The organism is Pseudomonas sp. P106(2024), from assembly GCF_057480815.1.
In genome coordinates, this window is record NZ_JBLIYU010000023.1 from 34,776 (window position 1) to 58,058 (window position 23,283).

Sequence of the window (23,283 nt, forward strand, 5' to 3'; positions counted from 1 at the left end):
TTTTGCACAGCCTCAGGTGCAGGCTGCTGTGCCGCCGACCAAAGTCGAAGGACACTTGGAATGTTCGAGCTGGACCACGACCTGGCCCAGGACATCGTCAATCGGGCGATGGCCATCCTGCCGTGCAACGTCAACGTGATGGACAGCCAGGGCCTGATTCTCGGCAGTGGCGAGCCCGAGCGCATCAATACCCGCCACGAAGGCGCGCAGCTGGTGCTGGCCAACGGTCGTATCGTTGAACTGGATACGGACGCGGCCAAGTGCCTCAAAGGCGTGCAGCCCGGTGTCAACCTGCCGCTGATGCTCGATGGCCGGCTGATCGGCGTGCTGGGGCTGACCGGTGATCCGCAGCAACTGCGCACCTACGGCGAGCTGGTGCGCATGACCGCCGAGATGTTGCTGGCCCAGCGTCACCTGCAGGTGGAGCAGCAATGGCGTCGCCAGCGCTGCGACGACCTGCTGGCGCTGTTGCTGGGTGGCAGCGGTGATTCACCTCGCCTGGTCGACGAGGCCCAGCAACTGGGGCTCAAGCCCAACCTGCCACGGATTCCCTGTCTGTTCGAACTGCGCGCCGGGCCGCCGGCCGAAGCGCTGTCGGCCTGGCTGATGAACCGTTACCCGGACAGCTGGTGTGTCAGTCCTGCGCGCCAGTCGTTGCTGTGGTGCCGTCCGGCGGGCGTGGTGCTGGACGAGCCGCGCCTGTTCGAGCGCCTGCAGCGCCATGGCTGGGACGTGGAACGTCTGGCGCTGGGCAGTCCGGCGCAGAGCCTTGAGCAGTTGCGCCGTGGCTATCGACGGGTGCGCGACCTGCTGGCCTATGGCCGAGAAGTGCTGCCTGACGAACGCCTGCTGAGCCTGGCCCGCTATCGCCTGCCGGCGTTGCTCTGGCGGCATCGCAACGACGATGCGCTGGATGAACTGCTCGAACCGTTGCAACGCATCCGCGCCAAGGATGCCAGCGGCCAGTTGCTGCTCACCTTGCGCGCCTGGTGCGCCCATGATGGTCAGAGCCAAGCCTGTGCCGAGGCGCTGGGGATCCATCGCAACAGCCTGCGTTATCGACTGGAGCGGATTGCCGAGTTGGGGGAAGTGGATCCGTTGCGGATGGAGGGGATGTTGAGTCTGTATCTGGGACTGCAGCTGTTGCCGGCAAAGGGGTTGTAGCGTCGCGAACAGGCATCCGCCCAAACAACGCCCTTGTGTTTTGTGCATCCGACCGAGGCCGCTCTGGCGCACACCTGTCAGCATGCACGGCAACAGGACAGGAGAATCCCCATGAAGATCGTCATCGCCCCCGACTCGTTCAAGGACAGCCTCGACGCCGCCGGCGTCGCCCACGCCATCGCTGCTGGCCTGGCAGAGGTCTGGCCGGCGTCCGAGCGCATCGAATGCCCGATGGCCGATGGCGGCGAAGGCACCATGGAGGCGATTGTCGCCGCCAGCCAGGGCGAGTTGCGCCGCCAGGTGGTGCGCGGCCCGTTGGGCGAGCCGGTCGAGGCGGGCTGGGGCTGGCTGGCCGCGAGCCGCACGGCGGTGATCGAGATGGCCCAGGCCAGTGGCATCCAGCTGGTGCCCAACGGCCAGCGCGACGCCTGCCGCAGCAGCACCTGGGGCACCGGTGAGCTGGTGGCCGCGGCGCTGGCGGCCGGTGCCTCGCGCATCGTCCTGGCCATCGGCGGCAGCGCCACCAACGATGGCGGCAGCGGCATGCTGCGCGCGCTGGGCCTGCGACTGCTGGATGCACAGGGCGCGCCCTTGGCCGAGGGCGGACTGGCCCTGGCGCAACTGGCGCGAATCGATGCCAGCGATCTGGATCCGCGCCTGGCGCAGGTGCGGGTGGACGTCGCCGCCGATGTCGACAACCCGCTGTGCGGCGCCAACGGCGCTTCGTCGATCTTCGGCCCGCAGAAGGGTGCCAGTCCCGAGCAGGTGCAGGCCCTGGACCTGGCCCTGGCGCATTTCGCCGATCATTGCGCGGCGCTGCTGGGTAAGGATGTGCGTGACCAGCCGGGCAGCGGCGCGGCCGGGGGCATGGGGTTCGCCGCCAAGGCGTTCATGGGCGCGCGGTTCCGCCCGGGCGTCGAGGTCGTTGCCGAGCTGGCCGGCCTGGATGAGCTGGTGCAGGGCGCGGACCTGGTGATCACCGGCGAAGGCCGTTTCGATGCCCAGACCCTGCGCGGCAAGACGCCGCTCGGCGTGGCGCGGGTGGCCAAGCGCCACGGCGTGCCGGTGGTGGTGCTGGCGGGGACCCTGGGGGCCGGCTACGAGCAGTTGTACGCACAGGGCATCGATGCCGCCTTTGCCTTGGCCAGTGGGCCGATGAGCCTGGAACAGGCCTGCGCCGAGGCAAAGACGTTATTGAAGGCGCGGGCCGGGGATGTGGCGCGGTTGTGGCAGGTGGCGCGCCAGCGCTGACTCTCAAGTCCTGCGGTAACCCTGAACAACGTCATGGCTGCTGTGCCTGCTGCCCCATTTCTCCAACCCCCGCATAGTCCGCGTGCGTCACCGGGACCAAGCCGGTGACAACCCTCAGGCCTCGGCATACATCCACCGCATCAGCGAATGCCGGCCACTGATTCCCAACTTGATTGCGGCGCGGCGCAGGTAACTCTCCACTGTATTGACCTTCAGCAGCAAGTGCTGCGCCTGCTGTGGCGCCGTACGCCCGGCCAGCAGCCCTTTGCATACCTGCATCTCGCGTTCCGAGAGGCTGATTCCGGTTTGACGCAGTCGTTCAAGGAACCGTTGACCCAGGCTGTCCAGATCCGCCAGCCCGACGGTAGCGGGCTGCAACGCATTGATGTGCTTCTCGAGCATAGGCAGCAACAAGGGCGAAATATCTTCCAACCGGCTGCGTTCGATGGCAGAAAAACCATTGCGCGTGCCCGCCCGCAGCACGGTGATTTCGTAGCGGTAGCCATCCTTGCGTCGGGTCAGGTGCAAGCGCGACGAATCGTCGAAGCCCTCACCGGGATCGCCGGCACTGAACACCGTCTCGTTGATCAGTGTCGTGTCAGGCTGGCTGGCGCACGCCGGGTCGATTCGCAGTTGACGGATATGCGTCGCGTCAATGGTCAGGTGGGTCTGGATCAGGTCGTGCAGGTGCCTGGGAAAGTGGCGGCTACCGGTACTGGATATGGCTTTGCCGATCTGCGGAAACAGCAGGTGCGAATTCATCGTGTCATCCATGATATGCGGTGGAACGGGGGCCCGCGCGCGCCAGTGACCAGCATCCTTGACTGCCGGCGGGGCCATTGGAGCTGCTTGCTATGCTAGTACAACGATTGAGTGACGATTAAATGAAGTGGCAATAATGGCATAACAATATCATTGTCGGTGCCAGTCATCCGCCGCACCGCGCAGTCGGGTATCATGCGGGTCCTTTCAATCACGAGGCCCGCTCCATGTTCCTGAGCCCCGAACAGACCGACGAATTCCGCTCTTTCGCCGAGCAGCTGGCCGATGCCGCCGCGGAGGCGATCAAGCCTTACTTTCGCGCCAGCCTGGACGTCGAGGACAAGGGTGGGCGCCTTTACGATCCGGTGACCGTCGCCGACAAGGCCGCCGAAGAAGCGATGCGCCGATTGATCCAGTCTCGTTATCCGGACCATGGCATCCTGGGTGAGGAGCAGGGCACGGCAATGGGCAGCAGCCCGTTGACCTGGGTGCTTGACCCGATCGATGGTACCCGCGCCTTCATTACCGGCCTGCCGTTGTGGGGCACCCTGATCGCCCTCAATGATGGCGCGCGCCCTGTGGTCGGCGTGATGAACCAGCCGTTCACGGGCGAGCGCTTCGTCGGCACCCCCCAAGGTGCCTGGCGTGGGCAGACGCCGCTCAAGACCCGTGGCTGTGCTGACTTGAACTCGGCCACGCTGATGTGCACCACCCCCGACATGTTCGATACCCCGGCGCGCAAGGCGGCTTTCGAGGCCGTGGCCGGCAAGGCTCGCCTCATGCGCTACGGCGGTGATTGCTACGCCTATTGCATGTTGGCGTCGGGCTTTGTCGATGTGATTGTCGAGGCGAGCCTGCAGCCGTATGACGTGCAGGCCTTGATGCCGATCATCGAAGGCGCGGGCGGGGTGATCTCCGCCTGGGATGGCGGTTCGGCCCAGAACGGCGGTTGCGTGGTGGCTTGCGGCGATCCAGCACTGCATGCGCAGGTGGTGGAAATGCTGCGTCACGCCATGTGACCCTCGCCAGCGCGCAGGCCTTCGGACGGTTTGCGCGCGTTTCTGGTTACCTTGGTCGATCGTGCGGGAGAATCGCCACCTTGGACTCACTTACCCAAGCCGTGCTCGGCGCAGCCTTGCAAGGCACCGTGTTGGGTCGCCTGCAAGGCCGCCGCGCATTGCTCTACGGCGCCGCTCTGGGCACCGTACCCGATCTGGATGTGGTGATCCGCTACGCCGATCCGGTGTCGCAGATGACTTTTCATCGCGGCTTTTCCCACTCGATCTTTGTCCTGACTGGACTGGCCCTGGTGCTGGCCTGGCTGGTTGCCTGGCGCTGGCCGGACAAGGGTTACACCCGGCCCCGGCTGTTCCTGGCTTTCTGGCTGGCACTGGTCACCCATCCCATTCTCGACGCTTTCACCGTCTACGGCACCCAGTTGTTCTGGCCACTGCACCTGACGCCGCAGAGCTGGGCCGCCGTGTTCATCATCGACCCGGTGTACACCGTGCCGTTGCTGCTGGCGGTCGGCTATACGGCGATCAAGGGGCTGCAGGGCAGGGCGACCTCGCTGCTGGCGCTGGCGTTGGCGTGCAGTACCGCGTACCTGGGGTTCGGCCTGGCTGGGCGCATGGCCGCCGAGCAGCGCTTCGAGCTGGCCTTGCGGGCACAAGGCGTCACCCCCGGCGAGGTCCGTGCGGTGCCTATAGCCTTCAACAGCCTGATCTGGCGGACACTGGCGAAAACACCGGAGGGTGACTACTACGAAGGTGTGAGCAGCTGGTTTGATCGCGAGTCTCCAGAGATGCTGCGCCAGTCGCGCAACCTGGAGGTGGCCAGGGTGCTTCGCGGTTCGGCGTTGCACGAGCGGCTGCGCTGGTTCACCGACGACTGGCTGCGCTACGACATCATTGGTGATTCGCTGGTGGTCACCGATCTGCGCATGGGCATGCCGGGCAGCTACAGTTTCCGCTTCGAAATGGCCCGGCGCGACCCCTCCGGGCGGTGGGTGGTTACCCAGCCCAGAGGGTGGATCGGGGGCGGCGCCGCAGCCCTGTTCGATGGCGGCAGGCTGGCCTTGATCTGGCGGCGGATCCTCGACCAGCAACCACCGCTGCCCCTGGCGGCCTGGGCGGCGCCGGGTTCAGGGCATTTGTGATACCCAAAAAAAGCCCGCCATGGCGGCGGGCAACAAGAGGCGTAGGGAGCAACGCACAACAAACTTCGGGTCAGGCGGTGAGCGTCTGGCCAAGCAAACGGTCGGCCAGGGTTTCAGCGGCGCGGCGACTGGTCAACGGGCCGCTGATGGTTTCGCCGTTGCGCAGCAGGTACCAGCAGGCCTTGTTGGCGCAGACTGCCGGGTACCGCGCTGCCGACAACGGACATGATCTGGATCGGGGCCATGATGGATCTCCTCTCGAACATGGCTCCACCTTACGCAGATGCCCTCAGGGTTAGAAATCAATGTCCTCGATAGTGGTCATTGCTTTTATCAACGATGGCGCCTACCAGCGCGGTGGACCGTAGTACACCGGCGGTGGGCCGTAGTAGCGACGGTACACCGGTGGCGGTGCCGGTACGTAGCGTTCGACCACGTAAGGCTGGTAGTAGACCGGTGGTGGTGGCGCCTGCACGTAGACCGGGGGCGGTGGATAGTAGGCCGGTGGTTGCTGGACATAGACGGTACGCGGAGCACTGGAGACGGCCGCCCCGAAAATCGCACCGGCCACGGCAGCACCGACGACCGGCCCTGGGCCGTACCAGCCGCCACCGTGGGCGGATGCCTGCCCGCTGACGGCCAGCGCGCCGACCAGCAGGGCGATTCCGGGGATGAAACGGTTCATGGTCGATCCTCACAAGACAACCCCACGTTCGGGGCTCGATTACAATGACCCCATCTTTGCGCAACTGCTGCCAGGGCAAGGGTAAAGGTTGTGTAAGGGGCGACCGGCGGCAGGGTCTGCTACGCTGGCGCAATCGTTTCAGCCATGACAGAGGATCCGCGATGAGCCATTCACCGAGCCGGGACACGGTGCTGTGCATCTCCCTGGCCGGGCGCCCCGGAACGTTCGGCGTGCGCTTTCACAACCATCTCTACCGCCAGCTCGGGCTGGATTACTACTACAAGGCCATGACCACCCAAGACCTGCCTGCTGCCGTTGCCGGCATCCGTGCACTGGGCATTCGTGGCTGCGGCGTGTCGATGCCGTACAAGGAGGCTTGCCTGGCGCTGGTGGACGAGGTCGATCCGTCCGCCGCGGCCATCGCCTCGGCGAACACGCTGGTCAACACCGACGGCCATCTAAAGGCCTACAACACCGACTACCTGGCGGTGCGCCAACTGCTGGCCCGACACCAGGTCGATCCATCCACCGCGTTCGCCCTGCGTGGCAGTGGCGGCATGGCCAAGGCAGTGGCCAGTGCGTTGCGGGATGCAGGATTCCGTGACGGCACTATCGTTGCCCGCAACGAGCAGGCCGGGCGGCAGTTGGCGGATGTCTGCGGGTATCGATGGCTGCCGGAGCTGGGCGACCGGTGTCCGCCGATGCTGGTCAATGTCACACCGATCGGCATGGCCGGAGGGCCGGATGCCGAGCGACTGGCGTTTGCCGAAGCCGCCATCGAGGCGGCGCAGCGGGTGTTCGACGTAGTGGCCATGCCTGCGCGTACCCCGCTGATCCGCGCCGCCGAGGCGCTTGGCACGCCAGTGATCACCGGGCTCGATGTCATCGCCTTGCAGGCGCTGGAGCAGTTCGTGCTGTATACCGGGGTGCGGCCGACACCGGAGCAAATGCAAGCCGCCGTGGCGTTTGCCCGGGAAAGTTGACGCCAGACGTCCCTGTTACAGGGCGCCGTTAACGCGCCGTATCGCCGGCGTGCCGGCGATACGGCCGGGGCAGGTCACAGGATTCAGAACACTTTCCGGCCAGTCTCGTCCAACTGCTGGTCAACCAGCGCCCTGCCATGGGCCAGGGACACATGCTGGGCATTTTCCAGGTCGGCGAAGAACTTCATCGGCATCGAGATTCGCCGGCTGCAGTGGCCCGCAGGATCGGTGATCACGCAACCGGCCGCATAGGGCAGGGGCGAGTCGGGGTGAGGCATCACGCTGGCGGTGATGGTGTGGTCGCGGTATTCACAGTGAAGGGTTTGCATCGTCCTTACCTCGCTGTGGCTGGGAACAGGCGCTCCTTCTAGATACCACAGCGAGGGGCCGGGAGTTCCCGGCCCGACGAGCGCGACCGACGATCAGGCCTTGAGTTCGGTCGGCTGGATGATCTCGACCCAGTAGCCGTCCGGGTCCTTGACGAAAGCCAGGTGCTTCATGCGGCCATCGCTCAGGCGCTTCTGGAACGGCACGTCCAGGGCTTCGAAGCGGGCGCAGGCGGCGACCACGTCGGGTACCGAGATGCAGATGTGCCCGAAGCCGCGTGGGTCGGTGTTGCCATCGTGGTAGGCGAACTCTGGGTCGTTTTCGGTGCCGTGGTTGTGGGTCAGCTCGAGCACGCCGGGGATCGACTTCATCCACTGGTGGCGTTCGGCGTCATCGGCCGGGATGGCTTTCTGGTCAACCAGGGCCAGGAAGTACAGGCTGAAAGCCGCTTCCGGGAAGTCGCGCTTGTCCACCAGGCTGAAACCCAGCACGCGGGTGTAGAAGTCCAGGGACTTCTCGATGTCCTTGACCCGCAGCATGGTGTGGTTGAACACGAAGTGGGCGGTGGCGGTGTCCGGCTGGGCGGTGACGCCGGGCAGGGTTTGCAGATCGTGCAGGCTCATGGGTACTCCTGGATCAGGGCCTAAAACAGGCGGACCATGATACGGAAGTCCATCGCCAGCGCAAATGAAAGCGCCCCGCACGTGTGCGGGGCGCTGGAATTAGAGGCCCGCATGTGCGGGCGCGTGATGGGGTCGCTAGTCCTTTAGCTGGTTCGATACTGGGCCTGCGCATGTGAAAAAAGTGTGAAGCAGGTGTCGAGGTTTCATCACCGCACCCAACTTTCCACCGTCTGCGCCCCGTACTGTTCCTTCCAGGCTTTCAGCCCCCGATGGTTGCCGCCCTTGGTCTCGATCCGCTCGCCGGTATGCGGGTTCTGGTAGACCTTCACCACCCGTGGCCGACGCTGCTGCTTGATCGGCGCCGGGGCGCGGCTCGCGGCCTTCGGATCGAGGATGGCGATGATGTCGCGCAGGTTCTTGTCATAGCTTTTCATCAGGCCGACTAGTTTCTGCTCGAATTCGATTTCGCGTTTAAGGCCGGCATCCTTTTTCAGCGCTTCCAGTTGTGCCATCTGTTCCTTGAGCGCTTTTTCGGCAGCACGAAACTCTGCAAGTCTGGACACTGTCATCACTCCTGTAAGTCTGCCGTGGCGGGACGTGACGAACATGAAAACTGACTGAACGCCGGCCACGTGGATGGGTAAAGCTGTTCGCTAAGCGAGAGTGTAGTAGTCGCTTGCGAGTGGGTAAACTGCAAACTTTCAATCAATTAGCCGGGAACTTTGCCGGTTTTTTACGCGCTATTCGAAATCACCCTGGCAGCGGCGTTAGACCATGGTCCCATGGCGCAGGCTAGAGCCTTTGGCGGAAAATTATGGATGATGGTCGACATGTATTCGTTCATCGCGTAGTGCCGGTGCAGATGACTGCCCGGATGGTTTTTCGCCCTTCTTTTGGATGTTCCCTCGCATGTTTGCCCCTTTCCCCCTCGCCCCCGGGCGCCGAGTTGCCGGCCTGTTCTTCCTGTGTGCCGGTGTCAACGCCCAGGCCGCCGGTTTTCTTGAAGACAGCAGTGCCAAGGTCGAAGCACGCAATGTCTATTTCAACCGGGACTTCCGTGATGGCCACAGCAGTTCCAAACAGGGTGCGTCGAAACGCGAAGAATGGGCGCAGGGGTTTATTCTGAATGTCCAGTCCGGTTATACCCAGGGGCCGGTCGGCTTCGGGGTGGATGCCTTGGGCATGGTCGGTTTCAAACTCGACTCCAGCCCCGCCGACAGCAACAGCGGCCTGTTGCCGTCTTCCGGTCACGACCCGCGCCACTCTGCCGACCAGTACGCCAAGATGGGGGTCGCCGGCAAGGTGAAAGTGTCCAATAGCGTGCTCAAGTACGGATCGATGATGCCGGACGTGCCGTTGCTCAAGTACAACGACGGCCGCCTGCTGCCGACCATGTTCCACGGTGCCTGGCTGACCTCCGAGGAGGTGCGCGACCTCAAGTTCACCCTGGCGCGCCTGAACCAGTACACCGCGCGGGACTCCACCGACCGCCAGGATATCCGCGTGCACTGCAAGAACAAGCGCTATGCCTGCGACATCGAGGCCGACCACTTCGACCTGGCCGGTGTCGACTACCGCGTCAACGAGCGTGTCAGCGCCCAGTACCAGGTTTCCAAGCTTGAGGACATCTACCGCCAGCACTTCCTCGGCCTGGTCGCCAGCCAGCCACTGGAGGTCGGCACGCTGTCGGCCGACCTGCGCCTGATCAAGAGCGACGACATCGGCAACGCCCGCGCCGGGCATATCGACCACCGCGCCTTCAGCGGCATGCTCGGCTACAGCCTCGGTGGCCACAAACTCAGCGCCGGCTGGCAGCGCATGTACGGCGACAGCGCCATGCCGTACCTCGACGGCAGCAACCCGTACCTGGTCAACTATGCCCAGGTCAACGACTTCGCCGCCGCCCAGGAACGCTCCTGGCAGGTGCGCTACGACTACGACTTCAAGGCCCTGGGCGTGCCCGGCCTGACCTTCTTCACCCGCTATATCAACGGCGACAACGTCAAGGTTCCCGGCAGCAATGCCGAAGGCAAGGAATGGGAACGCGACAGCGAGCTGAAGTACCAGGTGCAGTCCGGCACTTTCAAGGACGTCAGCGTGCGCCTGCGCAACTCCACCTACCGCAGCAACTACGAGAAATGGGCGCGCGACATGGACGAGACCCGGGTCATCGTCAGCTACAACTTCTCGATCTTCTGAGCCGCTTTGCCAAAGGGCCGGTGGTCGGTCGACAATGACCACTGGCAACCAGGCAGGGCAGGCGATGAAACAGCTTCTACTGATCGGCATCGGGCCGGGCGATCCGCGCCAGGTCACCTATGAGGCGGTGGAGGCCCTGCGCAGCGCCACGGTGTTCTTCGTCCTCGACAAGGGGGCCGACAAGGACGAACTGGTGCGCCTGCGCCGGGCCATTATCGAGCGCTACCGGCCCGAGGGCGGCTACCGCCTGGTGCAGGTCGAGGACCCCCGTCGGGACGGTCAGGCGCCGGACTATGTCGGTGCCGTGCAGGACTGGCACGTCCAGCGCGCCGCGTTGTACGCCCGCCTGATCGAGGATGAACTGGGCGCCGCCGACACCGGTGCCTTCCTGCTGTGGGGCGAGCCCGGGTTGTACGACAGCACCCTGCGCATCCTCGACCTGGTGCGCGAGCAAGGCGTGGTGCTGGCCTTGCAGGTGATTCCCGGCATCAGCAGCATCCAGGCCCTGGCCGCCCGCCACCAGATCCCCCTCAACCGCATCGGCGAGCCGCTGACCGTGTTGCCGGGGCGACGCCTGGGCGAACAGGCGCGGATCGACAACGTGCTGGTGATGCTCGACGGCCAGTGCGCCTTTGCCGACCTGGACGACCCGCAATTGGTGATCTATTGGGGCGCCTACCTGGGCACGCCGGACGAGTTGCTGGTCAGCGGGCCGTTGCTGGCGGTGAAGGCACGCATCATCCAGTTGCGCGAGGAGGCGCGGCGGCGCAAGGGGTGGATCATGGATACCTATCTGTTGCGCAGGGAGGGGTAGTGGTGTCCATGCTGTAATTTCGTCGGGCCAACAAGCCGGACCAGGCATTGGTACAGGATTGATTGGCCCGAAACAGATGCAGGAGCGGCCTTGCGTCGCGCGGGCGGCGCTCGATCTTGTAGGCGCTACAACTCTATCGCCAGAAACCCAGCAGACTCCGCCAACCCCCTCAAGGCCGCTGTGGCACCACGGAACTGCCAAAACTGTTACCCATGCGCGTCGAGGTCGCCGCCGGCGTCGCCAGCCCCATCTGGTTCGGCGCCCTGCGCTGCATCTGCCGCGCCGGATCCAGTTGCTCGCGCAGCCCCTTGGCGGCGCGCGGGTCAGTGCCTTGCAGCTGCTGGGTCAGGCAGTCATAAGCCAGTGCCCGTGATTGGCCGACCTGCACGTCGATACAGCCCTGGCCGTCCTTGGGCGGTTCGGCGTACGCCGGCAGGGCACAGGCCAGCAGCAGGGGCAGGGTGGTCAGGGGCAGGCGGGCCATGGCGGGTCTCCGGGCAATCGTTCTTCGGCGCAGTCTAGCCCCTGCAGGCCGCCGTCGGGGTGAAGCTTTGGTTGCCGCTGGCTGTCACCACAGCGTCATACACAGGCCCCAGGATGACGTTTCCCCGGCGACGGCGGCCAGCAAGGAGGCCCGGACAGCTGTGCGTGCATTGCTCGTGGCCGGCGTGCTGATGCTGGCCGGATTGCTGGCGGCTCCCGGTCTGCGCGGCCAGCCGTTGCTGACCCTGGATATCCCGGCGCAGGCGCTGGACCGGGCGCTGGACAGCTTCGGCCAACAGAGTGGCCTGGCCGTGCTGGTCGACCAGGCCTTGCTCGCCGGTCAGCGCTCCAGCCCGGTCGTGGGCCGTTATCCGGCGCGCGAAGGCCTGCAGCGACTGCTGCAGGGCACCGGTCTACAGGCGAGCTACAGCGGCGGCGGCTTCACCCTGCAACCGTTGCGCCTGCGCGGCACACCCGCGCGCGGTCGCGCCGGTGGCTTTTCACCGGGCAGTTATGCGCTGGCGCTGCAACACGCGGTCGAACGCGCCCTGTGCGCCTCGCCACTGACCCGGCCGGGTGCTTACCGGGCGGCCTTGCAGGTGTGGATCGATGTCAACGGCCAGCTGGTGCAGAGCCGCCTGCTGGCCTCGACCGGCGATTTCGCCCGCGACGCAGCGCTCGTCGAGCGCCTGCGCACGGTGCGCCTGGAACAGGCGCCGCCGACATCCCTGGCGCAGCCGCTGACCCTGCTGCTGCGTCCGGAACCTATGGATTGCCCACTTTCGCAAGGAGCTGCGGCGGCATGAACAAACCTCGGGACAGTGCGCTGGTCAAGCTGTTTCTGACCTCCTACGACGCCTTCAGGGTACGCCTGAGGCGTCGACTCGGTTCTGATGACCTGGCCAACGACGTGCTGCAGGAAACCTACCTGCGGGTTGACCGCATGGACGCGACGCACGACCTGCAACGCCCTGGCGCCTACCTGTACCGCATGGCACTGAACGTCGCCGCCGACCGCCGCGAGGCCGACGCCCGGCTGCTCACCGGCGCCGAGATCGAGGCGTTGCTGCAGGTGGCCGAGGACCAGGACCCGGCGCGCATCGTCGGCGGCCAGCGCGAGATCCAGAACCTGCTGGGCGCCCTCTACGAACTGCCGGCCCGGCGCCGGCGGATCTTCATCGCCGCTCGCCTGGAGGAGGCGTCGCACCTGGAAATCTCCCAGCGCTTCGGCATCTCCACGCGCACGGTGGAAAAGGAACTCAAGGCGGCGCTGGGGCATTGCGCGATGCGCCTGGATAGAAAAGTGTTTCAGCGGTTCGGTCCCGGCGCGGGAAAACCGTCTTGAACGATAGTCGACCTCTTCATGTGAGCCCCATGTCCCAGATTCCGCCCGATCCCGACTTGCAGCGCCAGGCCCAGGACTGGCTGTTGCGGCTGACGTCCGGCCAGGCCACCCAGGCCGATGCCCGGGCCCTGCGCCAGTGGTGCGCGCGCAGCCCGGCGCATGCCCAGGCCTTTGCCCAAGCACGCCAACTCTGGCATTTGCTCGGCCCTGCGGCACGGCAGGCGGGGCAGGGTGCGCCGTTGCTCGGTCGCCGGGCGTTGCTGGGTGGCGCGCTGGCGGCGTCGGTGGCGCTGGTGGTCTGGCGCGGCGGCCTGCTCGAGGCGGCTATGGCGCCAGCACCGGCGTTTGCCACCGAGGTCGGCGAGCAACAACGGGTGGAGCTGGCGCCGGGGATCAAGCTTGAGCTGAACGTGCGTACCCGGGTCAGCCGCGAACTTGAGGGTATCGCACTGCTGGCCGGCGAAATCGAGGTGCAGGCCGGCCAGCCCTTGCAGGTGCGGGCGCAGGATGGGGTGATCAGCACCGAGCAGGCCCGGTTCAACGTGCGTGAGGACGATGAAGGTGTCTGCGTGACTTGCCTGGGGGGTGAGTTGCGCGTGGCCGTCCAGGGGCGCGTCGAGGCGCTGCCGGCGGGCCGTCAGTTGCGCTATGGCGCCCAAGGCATCGGTGTGCCCGAGCCGTTCGATCCGGGCCAGGTGATGGCCTGGCGCGAGCGCATGCTGGTATTTCGCGATGCGCCATTGGCCCGGGTGATCGATGAGATCAACCGCTACCGTCCTGGTCGCCTGGTGTTGCTCAACCCCACGCTAGGGCGCCGACGGGTGCAGGCGCGGTTCAGTTTCGACCAGTTGCGCCAGGCCGCCGAACTGATCCGTGTCGCCTATGGTGCCCGCTGTCTGGAGCTGCCGGGCGGCGTGGTGCTGGTCAGTTGAACGGCCCCAATACCTGGCGATAACGCTCCTCGCCCTGAGGGCCGCGGCGGGTAAGTCGCACCTCGAGACCAATGGGGTTGTCGTCGGCCTCGCTGGCCGGTGCGCGCCAGCCGCCCTTGGCTTGCCAGCTGCGCAGGTCGAAGGCGCTTACGTTATCCAGCACCGCCACCGCGACCTTGGGCGCGGGCAGCGCAAAGCGCTCGCGCAGCGGCGCGGCGGCGCGATACAAGGTGCCGCCACGCACATACCAGCGCACCCGTTGCAGACCGCTGCCAGAGACGGCGCCGGAGCGCACCAGCTCAAGCCGGTCGGCACGGGCGCGCACCGCGGGCAGCAACGGCTTGCCAGGCGGTTCGCGGCCGGGCAGGGTCGGCTCGACCAGCTCGACGGTGGCGCGCAGGGCCAGGTCGCGTTCCAGTTGCTGGAACACCCTCAGGATCGCCTGTTGGTCTTCGCTGGCCTCACGCACATGCCGGTCGGCGCGGCTGACGCTGTCCAGCCCGCGCCAGGCGATCAGGCTGACCACCGCCATCAGCAGGATGGCGATCATCACTTCGATCAGGGTGAAGCCCGCCTGCCGGTTCATGGCTGGCTGACCCGCACCTGGCCGGCGGCGTTGCGCGCCAGCTCCACCCGCAGCGCGCCGCTGCGCAGGCGCAGGGTCAGTGGCGTGCCGATCCACTCGCCATCGAGCCATACCGCGCCGCGGGGCTCGCTTTGCACCTTGACCGCCTCGGCCTGCCAGCTGCGCGGCTTGAGTGGGCCGTCAGCAAGTATCTGGCCGTCGGCGCGGATGAAGCGGTAGCCGTCGCGGTCGCTGTGCCAGCGCAGCGGCTGGCCATCGGCCTGGGCTTCGCTCTGCGCCAATTCCAGCAGGCGCGCAAGGCGCTCGGCGTCGGCGCGCAGGTGCTTGCCCGGGTCGGGGCGGATGTTCAGGCTGATGGCGGCGCTGGCGATACCGACGATCACCAGCACCACCATCAGTTCGATCAGGGTGAAACCACGTTGTCCGTTCACGGGGCGCTCCTTGTCCTGCCAGGTAGCTTGCCCGTGCAAGATGATCGCCGTGTGAAACAAAACCGTGAGAATCGCCCGGTATGCTCGGGCACAGGCACACAAGGAGCGCGTGACCATGCGTATTGTCCATCCCAACCTTTCCCTCGGCCCATTGTTGCAGGGGCTGGGGTTGCTGGCCCTGATCGCCGGCCTTGTGACCTGGACCAGCCTGTTGCTGCAGCCCTCGCCGGGCGTAGCCTCGCTGCAGCCTGCCGAGGCCCTGACACCCAGTGAAACACCGGCCGGGCGTTGGTTCGCCGACCTGCCGTTGCAGGCGCAGATCCAGGTCAGTGGTGTGATGGCCGGCAGCCAGGGCGCGGTGGCCATCGTCAGCATCGACGGCGGCCCGGCGCGTGCCGTGCGCAGTGGCGAGGAACTGGCCCGCGGCGTGCGCCTGGTGGCCATCGAAGGCCGCGGCCTGGTGATCGAGCGCGGCGGCCAGCGCAGCCGCGTCGAGGTGCCGGTATTGGCGCAGGCGTCGTTCTGGGGGCAGGCGCCTCAGCCTTCGGCGAACTGACGCAGGCGCTCGCCGTCGAGGCGGTAGCGGATCCACTCGTCCTGCGGCTCGGCGCCCAGCGAGCGGTAGAAACCGATGGCTGGCTCGTTCCAATCCAGCACGCTCCATTCCAGGCGACCGCAGCCATTCTCCACCGCCTCGCGGGCGATATGCCGCAGCAGCTTGCGCCCGGCACCGTCGCCGCGCTGCTGAGGCGTGACGTAGAGATCCTCGAGGTAGATGCCGTTGCGCCCCAGCCAGGTGGAGTAGCTGTAGAAGTAGACGGCGAAACCGATGGCCTGGCCGTCGCGCTCGCAGACCAGGCTGCGCACCGTGCTGCTCGCGTCGAACAGGCTGTGCTCGATGTCGGCGAGGGTCGCCACGACTTCGTGGCGGGCGCGCTCGTAGTCGGCCAGTTCGGTGATGAAGGCCAGGATCTGGGCGGCGTCGCCGCGAACTGCGGGGCGGATGGTCACGGGCATGGTGGGCTTCCTTGTGATCGGTTGGGTACAAAGGTGATCGGTAGTGTCAGGGAAAACGAAGTGAGGCCGCCAGGTGCCTGGCGGATGATTTGCCGCGCCGATGATGTAGAAGCGGTCAGCAAACATGCATATGAATGGAACAGAAATTTGTATCTGCTCAATTTAGCGTAACTGTACCGGTCATTTCCCCCAACCCTCCGCTACTGTGGCCTTTCGATAATCAGAAAAGCCGGAAACCGCCGTCATGCTTGCCTCGCTCGATCTGCTCAGTGCGTTCGTCCTGTTCGCCTTCGTCTCTTCCATCACCCCCGGCCCGAACAACACCATGCTGCTGGCCTCGGGGGTCAACTTCGGCGTGCGCCGCACCATTCCCCACGCGTTGGGCATCAGTGTCGGTTTCATGGTGATGGTGCTGGCGGTCGGCCTTGGGCTGGGCGAGGTGTTCAAGGCCTGGCCGGCGCTGTACAGCATCCTGCGCTACGCAGGTGCGGCGTACCTGTTGTACCTGGCCTGGAAGATCGCCACGTCCGGTCCGATGTCCGGCGACAGTGGCGGCAGCCGCAAGCCGCTCGGGTTCTGGGGCGCCGCTGCGTTCCAATGGGTCAACCCGAAGGCCTGGGTGATGGCGGTCGGGGCGATCACCACCTATACGCCGGCCCAGGGCTACGTGTTCAACGTGATTGTCATTGCCGCCGTGTTCGCCCTGGTGAACCTGCCGAGCGTCGGTATCTGGGTGATGTTCGGCAGCGCCTTGCGCAACCTGCTGCGCAATCCGCGCGCGGTGGTGCTGTTCAATGTCCTGATGGCCGTGCTGCTGGTGATTTCACTGTATCCGCTGCTGTTTGTAGAATCGGCGTTTTCCTAGAGCCGATGAGTGCCGTCGATGGAGTTGATTCCCTGGTCCCATGAATGCGCCGAAGGCTTTACCCTGCGTGGATGGCGAACCCCCGCCAGCGGCAAGCCGCTGCTGCACTTTTTGCATGGCAACGGTTTCTGCAGCCTGGTTTACCAACCTATGCTCATGCGCCTGGGTGAACACTTCGACCTGTGGTTGAGCGATGTGCAAGGCCATGGCGACAGTGATCACGGCGGCGCCTTTTGCGGTTGGAATCGCAGCGCGGCGCTGGCGGTAGAGGCGTTCGAGACCGGGCGCGGCGAGTATGGAGATGTTCCACGTTACGCCCTGGGCCACAGTTTCGGCGGCGTGCTCACTGGCCTGATCCTGGCCAGCGAGCCGCAGTTGTTCCAACGCGCCGTGTTGCTCGACCCGGTGCTGTTCAGCCGACGCATGATCGGAGTGATGGGCGCCGCCGCCATGGTCGGTCTGCACCGGCGCCACGCTCTGGCGCGCAAGGCCGCCACCCGCCGTAGCCACTGGCCCGATCGTGAGTCGGCGCAGGCCTCGCTGCAAGGGCGCGGGATCTTCAAGGGCTGGACCGATGCCGCCTTGCAGGCCTACGTGGAGCACGCCATCGGGGATTGTGGCGAAGGCGTGGTGCTCAAGTGCCGGCCCAGCCGCGAGGTGGAGATCTTCAGTTCGTTCCCCGAACGCATGTGGCAGCACCTGGGCCGTATCCAGACGCCGACGCGGATCCTGTACGGCGAGCAGACCTATCCGTTCGTGCCGCACTCGGTACAGCGCCTGGCGGGGCTCAATGCCCAGGTGAGCGGGCAGCAGGTGGCGGGCGGGCACTGCTTCATGCAGGAAGATCCGTCGATAGCCGCGGAGCAGGTGCTGGCGTTCCTGCAGGATTGAAGGCATTCCACAGCCAACGCAATCCCCTGAGCGGCCTTACCGAGGCGTCGGACCGGTCGGAAAGGGCCGCGAAGCGGCCCCAGGGCTTCAGCGTTGACGCATCAATCGCTGGGGCTGCTGCGCAGCCCATCCGAACGGTCCGACGCCTCGGCAAGGCCGCTCACAGGTTCCGCACGCAGGATTAGCGTTGATTGATCTGCTGTCCATTTCACGACGATTGCTTGCCGATTCACGAGCGAACGACAATCACAGTTTCCGTACCCTGGCGCTCCCCCCATCGGATGGAGCCCAGCATGAACCAGGCGGTCAGCCCAGATCCCCAGCACACCCTCGAGCAAACCCAGATCCGGCGCCGCCAGCGCCTGCTGCGCTTCGGCCTGGCCGGGGGCGTAGGTCTGCTGTTGGCGGCCTATGGCGGCTACTGGTGGCTCGATGGTCGTTTCCTGGAGCAGACCGACGACGCCTACGTGCGCGCCGACTGGGCACCGATCAGCGCTCGGGTCAGTGGTTATGTGGCTGAGGTGGCGGTGGCGGAAAACGCCGCGGTCAAGACCGGCGACCTGCTGGTGCGCCTGGACGAACGGGACTTTCGCGATCGCCTGCGCAAGGCCGAGGCGCACCTGGCGGTGAGCGAGGCGGCGTTGCAGGTGCAGCGCATGCGCCTGCGCGCCTTCGCTGCCGAGCAGGACGAGCAGGCCCATGCCATCGCCCGTGCCGACGCCGAGCGTGGTGGCAGTCGCGGCGAGGCGCAGCGGGCCGAGGCCGACTGGCAGCGCTACCAGCACCTGGCGCAATGGCAGGCGGCCAGCGTGCAGCGCATGGAGCAGGCCCGCGCTACTCGTATCCAGGCCCAGGCCATGCAGCGCGCGGCCGACGCCGAACTGGCGCGCCAGCATGCACGCAAGGCGATGCTGGAGCAGCAGGGCAAGCAACTGGAGGCTGAGTTGCTGCAACGCCAGGCCGACCTCGACCAGGCCCGCGCCGAGGCTGACCTGGCCCGCAGCGCCCTGGCCGACACCGAGATCCGTGCGCCGTTCGACGGCGTGGTCGGCCAGCGCAAGGTACGCCAGCAGCAGTACGTCACCCCCGGCCTGCCGCTGCTGGCGGTGGTGCCGGTGGCACAGGCGTACGTGGTGGCCAACTTCAAGGAAACCCAGTTGGCGCAGATGCGTCCCGGCCAGCCGGTGACCCTTGAGGTGGACACCTTCGGCCAGCACTGGCGCGGCACGGTGGACAGCGTCTCCCCGGGTTCCGGCGCGGTGTTCGCGCTGCTGCCGCCGGACAACGCCACCGGCAACTTCACCAAGATCGTCCAGCGCTTTCCAGTCCGTATCCACCTCGACCCGGCGGGTGACGACAGCCCACGGCTGCTGCCCGGCATGTCGGTGATCGCCACCGTCGACACCCGGCAGGCCCGCCATGAGCGCTGAAGAAAAGGTCTCCCTGCGCGCCTGGGTGGCGGTGATCGGCGGCCTGTTCGGCTGCTTCATGGCTGGCATGAACGTCCATGTCACCAGTGCCGCCCTGCCCGAGATCGAGGGCGCGCTGGGGGCCAGCTTCGAGGAGGGCTCGTGGATCTCCACCGCCTACCTGGTGGCCGAGATCAGCATGATCCCGCTGACCGCCTGGCTGGTGCAGGTGTTTTCCCTGCGCCGGGTGATGCTGGTGGGCTCGGCTGTGTTCCTGGTCAGCTCGGTGAGCTGCGCCATGGCCGGCAGCCTGGAGGCGATGATCAGCCTGCGGGTGATCCAGGGCGCCTCCGGTGCGGTGCTGATACCGCTGTCGATGCAATTGATCATCACCGAGCTGCCGGCCAGCCGCCTGGCGCTGGGCATGGCGCTGTTCAGCCTGTCCAACAGCGTGGCCCAGGCTGCCGGGCCGTCGATCGGCGGCTGGCTCACCGACATGTACTCCTGGCGCTGGATCTTCCTGCTGCAGTTGCCGCCGGGCGTGGCCCTGCTGGCGGCGGTGGCCTGGTCGATCAAGGGTCAGGCCGGGGATCGCAGTGCCTTGCGCCAGGCCGACTGGCTGGGCATCGCCGCCATGGCGCTGGGGCTGGGTGCGTTGCAAGTGGTGCTGGAGGAGGGAGGGCGCAAGGACTGGTTCGAGTCGCGCTTCATCGTCGGTTTCAGCCTCGTCGCGATGATCGCCCTGGCGTTGTTCATCCAGCGCCAACTGTGGGGCACACGGCCGTTCATCAACCTGCGCCTGCTGGGCAGCTACAATTTCGGTGTATCGAGCCTGGCCATGGCGGTGTTCGGCGCAGCCACTTTCGGCCTGGTGTTCCTGGTGCCCAACTACCTGTCGCTGGTGCAGGGCTACAGCGCCAGCGAGATCGGCAAGAGCCTGATCGCCTACGGCATGGTCCAACTGCTGCTGGCGCCGTTGCTGCCCCGGCTGATGCGCTGGCTCAATGCCAAGCTGCTGGTGGCCAGCGGCTTCGCCATTATGGCCCTGGGTTGTTGGCTGGGCTCGACGCTGACGGTGGACTCGGGCAGCAACGTGATCATCCCTTCGACTGTGGTGCGCGGCATCGGCCAGCCGTTAATCATGGTGGCGCTGTCGGTGCTGGCAGTGAAGGGCCTGGACAAGGCCCAGGCCGGCTCGGCCTCGGCGCTGATCTCGATGCTGCGCAACCTGGGTGGCGCTTTGGGCACGGCGTTGCTGACGCAACTGGTGTCGCAGCGCGAGCGTTTTCATTCGGTGCGGGTGGGCGAAGGGCTGACGCTGTTCGACGGCGCGCTGCAGCAGCGCCTGCCCGATGGCATGGTCGATCCGCAGTCGCCACAGGTGATGCAGACCCTGGCGCTGATCGACCAGAGCGTGCGCGAGCAGGCCTACCTGATGGCCTATTCGGATGCGTTCTATCTGTCGTGCGTGGCGTTGCTCGGTTGCGCGCTGGCGTCCCTGCTGCTGCGCAGTCGCTAGCCATCACGGCTGGCGTTCGGCCACGGCGCGCAGGGTCTTCAGGGTAACCATCGGCGCATCCACCACGAAGCGATTGGCCAGCCAGCCCGGCACATCGCCGGCCGGGTCGGCGCGTAGTTGGTAGGTGACCTCGGTCTCGCGCTCGCCCAGCGGACGCATGACCCATTCGCCGCTGAGCCGGCGCACCCGGATCAGCCCGGGCGCAGCCGGCACCCGTCCGGGCTCGGCGCTCAGGTGACGGACCAAGGTGTCGCTGTCGAGGCGCTCGGTGCGCACCTTGAGCACCATGTCGCGGGGCATGGCCGGCCAGGGCAGGGCGGTGGTGAGGTAGACCCAGGTGGTGTCGCCGTCCACCTCCAGCAGGCGCATGTCGGCGCAGGCGTACAGCCATTTACAGGCCACCCGCAGGTTCTCCTGCAGGTCGGTGAGGGTGCGCAGGCTGGCCTTGATCCGGGTGATGCCGCGGAACTGCTGGTAGGCCGAACCCTCAACGCTGCTCAGGTAGACATCGATGCCGTCTTCCTGGTGGGCGAGTTGCCAGTCGTCTGCCCACGGCAAGGTGCCCGGCAGCAGGAGCAGCAGGACAAACAGAGGGCGCAGGAGGGGCATGGCGGGGACGCCGAAGGAGGAAGGTCCGATCAGTATGGATCAAGACCGGCAGGAGCGGGCGTGCCCGCTCCTGCATTGCATCAACGCTGCGGATTGAGCGTCAGGTGCACGTGACGGTTGACGTCCTTGTACAACAGGTAGCTGAACGGGCCTGGGCCGCCGGAATAGCAGGCCTGCGGGCAGAAGGCGCGCAGCCACATGAAGTCGCCGGCCTCGACCTCGACCCAGTCCTGGTTCAGGCGGTACACCGCCTTGCCTTCCAGCACGTACAGGCCGTGTTCCATGACATGGGTCTCGGCGAACGGAATCACCCCGCCCGGCTGGAAGGTCACGATGTTCACGTGCATGTCGTGGCGCATGTCGGCCATGTCGACGAAGCGGGTGGTGACCCAGCGGCCTTCGGTGCCAGGCATCTCGATGACGGTGGCGTTGTCGCGGTGGGTGACGAACGACTCGGGAACCGGTAGGCCCTCGACCTTCTGGTAGTGCTTGCGCAGCCAGTGGAAGGTGACATTGGCCTTGCTGTTGTTGCGCAGGCTCCAGTCGGCGCCCGGGGCCAGGAACGCGTAGCCGCCAGGCACCAGGGTGTGGTGCTTGCCTTCGACGGTGATGTCGATTTCACCCTCGACCACGAACAGCACCGCTTCGGCGTTCGGGTCCAGCTCAGGACGCTCGCTGCCGCCTTCGGGGGCCACTTCGACGATGTACTGGGAGAAGGTTTCAGCGAAACCGGTCAGCGGGCGGGCGATGACCCACATGCGCATCTTGTCCCAGAACGGCAGGTGGCTGGTGACGATGTCACGCATCACGCCCTTGGGGATGACGGCATAGGCTTCGGTGAACATGGCACGGTCAGTCAGCAGCTCGGTCTGAGCCGGGTGCCCACCGTGGGGGGCGAAGTAGGAAGGTTTCGACATGAACGGTCTCGACTTGTTGTTCTCTCCCCATGCCTTGGACCACACCGGCCGGTGCGTGCAGGGGATGCACCGACAGCATAGGGGCGGGCCGGCGCCATCTACAAATTAAATGTTGGAATACCCGGTATCCAGTTGCTGAATGTCATGAAGGCATTCTCATGGCGCTGATGTAGGAAGTTTCCCAGGGTTTAGGGCCATGACATTTTTTTCACATCGCCTTGCTAGCATCGCCAGCACTTCCACGGAGCTGAATCGATGATACCTGTCCTGCGCAAACGTGCTGTTCGCCTCGCCCTGGCCGGTACCGGGGGGCTGTTGGCCTGTACCCTGGGTTTTTTCGGCTGGCAGTCCTTCTACCCGGTGCAGGCCGCCGAGGGCTGGGACGTTCAGGTGCTGCACAATTCGGTGACCCGGGCCGCCTCGTTGCTGCCCCAGGCCGACGGCAGCTTGCTGGTCAGTCGCGAGCTCAACGGTGGCAAGGGCAGCATCATGCGCATCACCGCCGAGGGCGACCGGATGGTGGTGCTCGATGGCTTGTCCAAGCCCGACGGTATGGTTGCTGTCGAGGGTGGATGGGCGTTCAGCCAGGAGGTAGGCGGGGCTCCGGTCAGCATGTCGCGCGATGGGAGGGTCAGCCAGCTATTCTCGGGCAACAATGTGCAGGGGTTGTATAACGATGGCCAGCATCTTTATGCCATCGAGGACCGCAAGGGTGATGGCCGGTTGATGCGATACGACTGGCGCAGCGGTGAGGTCGATGTGCTGCGTGCGGGGTTGACCGAGACCGAAGGGCTGACCCGTTGTACCGATGGACGGCTGCTGTATACCGAGAAGGCTACCGGCAAGATTCGTGCGTTCAATGCCGAAGGCGCTGATCCGGTGGTGGTTGAGGGGCTGCGTAACCCAACGTTCCTGCTTTGCGATCAGCGTGGATTGTGGATCAGTGAGGATTCCACTCATCGGGCGCGGTTGGTGCGGATTGATGGTGATGGTGCTCGGCATACGATTCTCAGCTATCTGAAGGCGCCTCAGGCTATTGTTCCGGATGGCAAGGGGGGGTATTTGCTGGCTGAAGGAGGACGGGATCGGGTTTTGCGGTTGACGCCGCCGGTCGAGGCCAGTACGGCTCAGGTCGACGGGTTGCCTCGGGGGCCTGAGGCCTGACCTGGCGTTGTTGTTGTTGTTGTTGTTGTTGTTGTTGGGTGGTTTTGATCGTTGTATGCGCATTCATTTGCGATGTTGACGCTTATTCACCTTTCCGCCCTTACGGCGGGTTACTTAATGAGATGGTCACCCCGGCACCCTGCGAGGCG

The 23,283-nt window shown here is 65.7% G+C and carries 28 protein-coding genes; 16 read left to right on the forward strand and 12 right to left on the reverse strand.

Translation table 11 applies throughout. The annotated features are described in order from the left end of the window. Positions 1-60: 60 nt before the first annotated feature. Together AC25M7_RS24200 and AC25M7_RS24205 are read left to right on the forward strand one after the other, a co-directional pair. Positions 61-1,164: a sugar diacid recognition domain-containing protein gene (locus AC25M7_RS24200; protein WP_028692075.1), complete on the forward strand. Its 1,104-nt coding sequence runs from the start codon at positions 61-63 to the stop codon at positions 1,162-1,164. A 111-nt stretch (positions 1,165-1,275) separates the two neighbouring features. Next, complete coding sequence (locus AC25M7_RS24205; protein WP_486971560.1) at positions 1,276-2,415, forward strand: glycerate kinase; 1,140 nt, start codon at positions 1,276-1,278, stop codon at positions 2,413-2,415. Positions 2,416-2,529: 114 nt separating this feature from the next. Here AC25M7_RS24205 and AC25M7_RS24210 read toward each other — a convergent pair whose 3' ends face one another. Continuing rightward, positions 2,530-3,177, reverse strand: a complete 648-nt coding sequence (locus AC25M7_RS24210) for a helix-turn-helix transcriptional regulator (RefSeq protein ID WP_062363381.1) — start codon at positions 3,175-3,177, stop codon at positions 2,530-2,532. A gap of 227 nt (positions 3,178-3,404) precedes the next feature. On the opposite strand from AC25M7_RS24210, the gene hisN reads away from it, so the two are divergent. After that, the gene (hisN, locus tag AC25M7_RS24215) at positions 3,405-4,196 is read left to right on the forward strand and encodes a histidinol-phosphatase (RefSeq protein ID WP_028692072.1); all 792 of its coding nucleotides are present in this window, start codon (positions 3,405-3,407) and stop codon (positions 4,194-4,196) included. 80 nt (positions 4,197-4,276) lie between these two features. Next, the gene (locus AC25M7_RS24220; protein WP_062363384.1) at positions 4,277-5,335 is read left to right on the forward strand and encodes a metal-dependent hydrolase; all 1,059 of its coding nucleotides are present in this window, start codon (positions 4,277-4,279) and stop codon (positions 5,333-5,335) included. Between the two features lie 70 nt (positions 5,336-5,405). On the opposite strand, the gene AC25M7_RS24225 is transcribed toward AC25M7_RS24220, so the two are convergent. Beyond that, positions 5,406-5,555 (reverse strand): hypothetical protein, encoded by a 150-nt coding sequence (locus AC25M7_RS24225; protein ID WP_486971565.1) that lies wholly within the window; start codon positions 5,553-5,555, stop codon positions 5,406-5,408. Between the two features lie 126 nt (positions 5,556-5,681). Then, a complete protein-coding gene (locus AC25M7_RS24230) occupies positions 5,682-6,020 on the reverse strand; it encodes a hypothetical protein (protein WP_028692219.1) in 339 nt (112 codons plus the stop codon). A 161-nt stretch (positions 6,021-6,181) separates the two neighbouring features. On the opposite strand from AC25M7_RS24230, the gene AC25M7_RS24235 reads away from it, so the two are divergent. After that, positions 6,182-7,003, forward strand: a complete 822-nt coding sequence (locus tag AC25M7_RS24235) for a shikimate 5-dehydrogenase (protein WP_062363390.1) — start codon at positions 6,182-6,184, stop codon at positions 7,001-7,003. Positions 7,004-7,086: 83 nt separating this feature from the next. Here the strand turns inward: AC25M7_RS24235 and AC25M7_RS24240 are convergent, their stop codons facing one another. The 3 genes from AC25M7_RS24240 to AC25M7_RS24250 form a co-directional block, all read right to left on the reverse strand. Then, the gene (locus tag AC25M7_RS24240; RefSeq protein ID WP_028692221.1) at positions 7,087-7,332 is read right to left on the reverse strand and encodes a hypothetical protein; all 246 of its coding nucleotides are present in this window, start codon (positions 7,330-7,332) and stop codon (positions 7,087-7,089) included. A gap of 93 nt (positions 7,333-7,425) precedes the next feature. Next, positions 7,426-7,953: a lactoylglutathione lyase gene (gloA, locus tag AC25M7_RS24245; protein ID WP_028692222.1), complete on the reverse strand. Its 528-nt coding sequence runs from the start codon at positions 7,951-7,953 to the stop codon at positions 7,426-7,428. Positions 7,954-8,159: 206 nt separating this feature from the next. Then, the gene (locus AC25M7_RS24250; RefSeq protein WP_028692223.1) at positions 8,160-8,516 is read right to left on the reverse strand and encodes a histone-like nucleoid-structuring protein, MvaT/MvaU family; all 357 of its coding nucleotides are present in this window, start codon (positions 8,514-8,516) and stop codon (positions 8,160-8,162) included. 346 nt (positions 8,517-8,862) lie between these two features. Here AC25M7_RS24250 and AC25M7_RS24255 point away from each other — a divergent pair, with 346 nt between their 5' ends. Next, positions 8,863-10,152 carry an OprD family porin gene (locus tag AC25M7_RS24255; protein WP_486971561.1) on the forward strand — a complete coding sequence of 430 codons (1,290 nt, stop codon included), beginning with the start codon at positions 8,863-8,865 and terminating at the stop codon, positions 10,150-10,152. A gap of 64 nt (positions 10,153-10,216) precedes the next feature. Then, positions 10,217-10,966, forward strand: a complete 750-nt coding sequence (cobF, locus tag AC25M7_RS24260; RefSeq protein ID WP_486971562.1) for a precorrin-6A synthase (deacetylating) — start codon at positions 10,217-10,219, stop codon at positions 10,964-10,966. A 169-nt stretch (positions 10,967-11,135) separates the two neighbouring features. On the opposite strand, the gene AC25M7_RS24265 is transcribed toward cobF, so the two are convergent. Next, complete coding sequence (locus AC25M7_RS24265; protein WP_028692226.1) at positions 11,136-11,450, reverse strand: hypothetical protein; 315 nt, start codon at positions 11,448-11,450, stop codon at positions 11,136-11,138. A 160-nt stretch (positions 11,451-11,610) separates the two neighbouring features. Here AC25M7_RS24265 and AC25M7_RS24270 point away from each other — a divergent pair, with 160 nt between their 5' ends. From AC25M7_RS24270 to AC25M7_RS24280, 3 genes are read left to right on the forward strand one after another with little or no spacing between them, the layout of a single operon-like run. Beyond that, the gene (locus AC25M7_RS24270; protein ID WP_486971563.1) at positions 11,611-12,255 is read left to right on the forward strand and encodes an STN domain-containing protein; all 645 of its coding nucleotides are present in this window, start codon (positions 11,611-11,613) and stop codon (positions 12,253-12,255) included. After that, positions 12,252-12,794, forward strand: a complete 543-nt coding sequence (locus AC25M7_RS24275) for an RNA polymerase sigma factor (RefSeq protein WP_028692228.1) — start codon at positions 12,252-12,254, stop codon at positions 12,792-12,794. Before AC25M7_RS24270 ends, AC25M7_RS24275 begins: the two co-directional genes overlap by 4 nt. A 29-nt stretch (positions 12,795-12,823) precedes the next feature. Continuing rightward, the gene (locus tag AC25M7_RS24280; protein ID WP_182325069.1) at positions 12,824-13,726 is read left to right on the forward strand and encodes a FecR family protein; all 903 of its coding nucleotides are present in this window, start codon (positions 12,824-12,826) and stop codon (positions 13,724-13,726) included. On the opposite strand, the gene AC25M7_RS24285 is transcribed toward AC25M7_RS24280, so the two are convergent. Next, positions 13,719-14,312, reverse strand: a complete 594-nt coding sequence (locus AC25M7_RS24285) for a type II secretion system protein GspJ (protein WP_028692230.1) — start codon at positions 14,310-14,312, stop codon at positions 13,719-13,721. The two genes, AC25M7_RS24280 and AC25M7_RS24285, sit on opposite strands and share 8 nt — an antisense overlap. Continuing rightward, positions 14,309-14,743: a type II secretion system minor pseudopilin GspH gene (gspH, locus tag AC25M7_RS24290; RefSeq protein WP_028692231.1), complete on the reverse strand. Its 435-nt coding sequence runs from the start codon at positions 14,741-14,743 to the stop codon at positions 14,309-14,311. Before gspH ends, AC25M7_RS24285 begins: the two co-directional genes overlap by 4 nt. A gap of 115 nt (positions 14,744-14,858) precedes the next feature. Here gspH and AC25M7_RS24295 point away from each other — a divergent pair, with 115 nt between their 5' ends. Further along, on the forward strand, positions 14,859-15,299 hold the full coding sequence (locus AC25M7_RS24295; RefSeq protein ID WP_062363405.1) for a general secretion pathway protein GspC: 441 nt from the start codon (positions 14,859-14,861) through the stop codon (positions 15,297-15,299). On the opposite strand, the gene AC25M7_RS24300 is transcribed toward AC25M7_RS24295, so the two are convergent. Beyond that, complete coding sequence (locus tag AC25M7_RS24300; protein ID WP_028692233.1) at positions 15,281-15,760, reverse strand: GNAT family N-acetyltransferase; 480 nt, start codon at positions 15,758-15,760, stop codon at positions 15,281-15,283. The two genes, AC25M7_RS24295 and AC25M7_RS24300, sit on opposite strands and share 19 nt — an antisense overlap. A 244-nt stretch (positions 15,761-16,004) precedes the next feature. On the opposite strand from AC25M7_RS24300, the gene AC25M7_RS24305 reads away from it, so the two are divergent. The 4 genes from AC25M7_RS24305 (at position 16,005) to AC25M7_RS24320 (ending at position 20,444) form a co-directional block, all read left to right on the forward strand. Then, positions 16,005-16,625, forward strand: a complete 621-nt coding sequence (locus tag AC25M7_RS24305) for a LysE family translocator (RefSeq protein ID WP_028692234.1) — start codon at positions 16,005-16,007, stop codon at positions 16,623-16,625. Positions 16,626-16,643: 18 nt separating this feature from the next. Continuing rightward, a complete protein-coding gene (locus AC25M7_RS24310; RefSeq protein WP_463402461.1) occupies positions 16,644-17,516 on the forward strand; it encodes an alpha/beta fold hydrolase in 873 nt (290 codons plus the stop codon). Between the two features lie 293 nt (positions 17,517-17,809). Beyond that, positions 17,810-18,946: an HlyD family secretion protein gene (locus tag AC25M7_RS24315; protein ID WP_028692236.1), complete on the forward strand. Its 1,137-nt coding sequence runs from the start codon at positions 17,810-17,812 to the stop codon at positions 18,944-18,946. Further along, entirely contained in the window at positions 18,936-20,444 is a 1,509-nt protein-coding gene (locus tag AC25M7_RS24320; RefSeq protein ID WP_028692237.1) for an MDR family MFS transporter, read from the forward strand. The genes AC25M7_RS24315 and AC25M7_RS24320 overlap by 11 nt, the downstream gene beginning before the upstream one ends. A 3-nt stretch (positions 20,445-20,447) precedes the next feature. Here the strand turns inward: AC25M7_RS24320 and AC25M7_RS24325 are convergent, their stop codons facing one another. Then, positions 20,448-21,053 (reverse strand): START domain-containing protein, encoded by a 606-nt coding sequence (locus AC25M7_RS24325; protein ID WP_486971564.1) that lies wholly within the window; start codon positions 21,051-21,053, stop codon positions 20,448-20,450. Between the two features lie 80 nt (positions 21,054-21,133). Then, positions 21,134-21,970: a bifunctional allantoicase/(S)-ureidoglycine aminohydrolase gene (locus tag AC25M7_RS24330; RefSeq protein WP_028692239.1), complete on the reverse strand. Its 837-nt coding sequence runs from the start codon at positions 21,968-21,970 to the stop codon at positions 21,134-21,136. 255 nt (positions 21,971-22,225) lie between these two features. Here AC25M7_RS24330 and AC25M7_RS24335 point away from each other — a divergent pair, with 255 nt between their 5' ends. Beyond that, positions 22,226-23,134, forward strand: coding sequence for an NHL repeat-containing protein (locus AC25M7_RS24335; protein ID WP_280071555.1), 909 nt, complete (start codon positions 22,226-22,228; stop codon positions 23,132-23,134). The last annotated feature ends 149 nt before the right edge of the window (positions 23,135-23,283 follow it).

What these genes read in the sequence shown, in the direction of transcription:
- AC25M7_RS24200 (WP_028692075.1), top strand. Translation starts at nt 61, where the DNA reads ATGTTCGAGCTGGACCACGACCTGGCCCAGGACATCGTCAATCGGGCG.
- AC25M7_RS24205 (WP_486971560.1), top strand. Translation starts at nt 1,276, where the DNA reads ATGAAGATCGTCATCGCCCCCGACTCGTTCAAGGACAGCCTCGACGCC.
- AC25M7_RS24210 (WP_062363381.1), bottom strand. Translation starts at nt 3,177, where the DNA reads ATGAATTCGCACCTGCTGTTTCCGCAGATCGGCAAAGCCATATCCAGT.
- hisN (WP_028692072.1), top strand. Translation starts at nt 3,405, where the DNA reads ATGTTCCTGAGCCCCGAACAGACCGACGAATTCCGCTCTTTCGCCGAG.
- AC25M7_RS24230 (WP_028692219.1), bottom strand. Translation starts at nt 6,020, where the DNA reads ATGAACCGTTTCATCCCCGGAATCGCCCTGCTGGTCGGCGCGCTGGCC.
- AC25M7_RS24235 (WP_062363390.1), top strand. Translation starts at nt 6,182, where the DNA reads ATGAGCCATTCACCGAGCCGGGACACGGTGCTGTGCATCTCCCTGGCC.
- AC25M7_RS24240 (WP_028692221.1), bottom strand. Translation starts at nt 7,332, where the DNA reads ATGCAAACCCTTCACTGTGAATACCGCGACCACACCATCACCGCCAGC.
- gloA (WP_028692222.1), bottom strand. Translation starts at nt 7,953, where the DNA reads ATGAGCCTGCACGATCTGCAAACCCTGCCCGGCGTCACCGCCCAGCCG.
- AC25M7_RS24255 (WP_486971561.1), top strand. Translation starts at nt 8,863, where the DNA reads ATGTTTGCCCCTTTCCCCCTCGCCCCCGGGCGCCGAGTTGCCGGCCTG.
- cobF (WP_486971562.1), top strand. Translation starts at nt 10,217, where the DNA reads ATGAAACAGCTTCTACTGATCGGCATCGGGCCGGGCGATCCGCGCCAG.
- AC25M7_RS24265 (WP_028692226.1), bottom strand. Translation starts at nt 11,450, where the DNA reads ATGGCCCGCCTGCCCCTGACCACCCTGCCCCTGCTGCTGGCCTGTGCC.
- AC25M7_RS24275 (WP_028692228.1), top strand. Translation starts at nt 12,252, where the DNA reads ATGAACAAACCTCGGGACAGTGCGCTGGTCAAGCTGTTTCTGACCTCC.
- AC25M7_RS24280 (WP_182325069.1), top strand. Translation starts at nt 12,824, where the DNA reads ATGTCCCAGATTCCGCCCGATCCCGACTTGCAGCGCCAGGCCCAGGAC.
- AC25M7_RS24285 (WP_028692230.1), bottom strand. Translation starts at nt 14,312, where the DNA reads ATGAACCGGCAGGCGGGCTTCACCCTGATCGAAGTGATGATCGCCATC.
- AC25M7_RS24295 (WP_062363405.1), top strand. Translation starts at nt 14,859, where the DNA reads ATGCGTATTGTCCATCCCAACCTTTCCCTCGGCCCATTGTTGCAGGGG.
- AC25M7_RS24300 (WP_028692233.1), bottom strand. Translation starts at nt 15,760, where the DNA reads ATGCCCGTGACCATCCGCCCCGCAGTTCGCGGCGACGCCGCCCAGATC.
- AC25M7_RS24305 (WP_028692234.1), top strand. Translation starts at nt 16,005, where the DNA reads ATGCTTGCCTCGCTCGATCTGCTCAGTGCGTTCGTCCTGTTCGCCTTC.
- AC25M7_RS24310 (WP_463402461.1), top strand. Translation starts at nt 16,644, where the DNA reads ATGGAGTTGATTCCCTGGTCCCATGAATGCGCCGAAGGCTTTACCCTG.
- AC25M7_RS24315 (WP_028692236.1), top strand. Translation starts at nt 17,810, where the DNA reads ATGAACCAGGCGGTCAGCCCAGATCCCCAGCACACCCTCGAGCAAACC.
- AC25M7_RS24320 (WP_028692237.1), top strand. Translation starts at nt 18,936, where the DNA reads ATGAGCGCTGAAGAAAAGGTCTCCCTGCGCGCCTGGGTGGCGGTGATC.
- AC25M7_RS24325 (WP_486971564.1), bottom strand. Translation starts at nt 21,053, where the DNA reads ATGCCCCTCCTGCGCCCTCTGTTTGTCCTGCTGCTCCTGCTGCCGGGC.
- AC25M7_RS24330 (WP_028692239.1), bottom strand. Translation starts at nt 21,970, where the DNA reads ATGTCGAAACCTTCCTACTTCGCCCCCCACGGTGGGCACCCGGCTCAG.
- AC25M7_RS24335 (WP_280071555.1), top strand. Translation starts at nt 22,226, where the DNA reads ATGATACCTGTCCTGCGCAAACGTGCTGTTCGCCTCGCCCTGGCCGGT.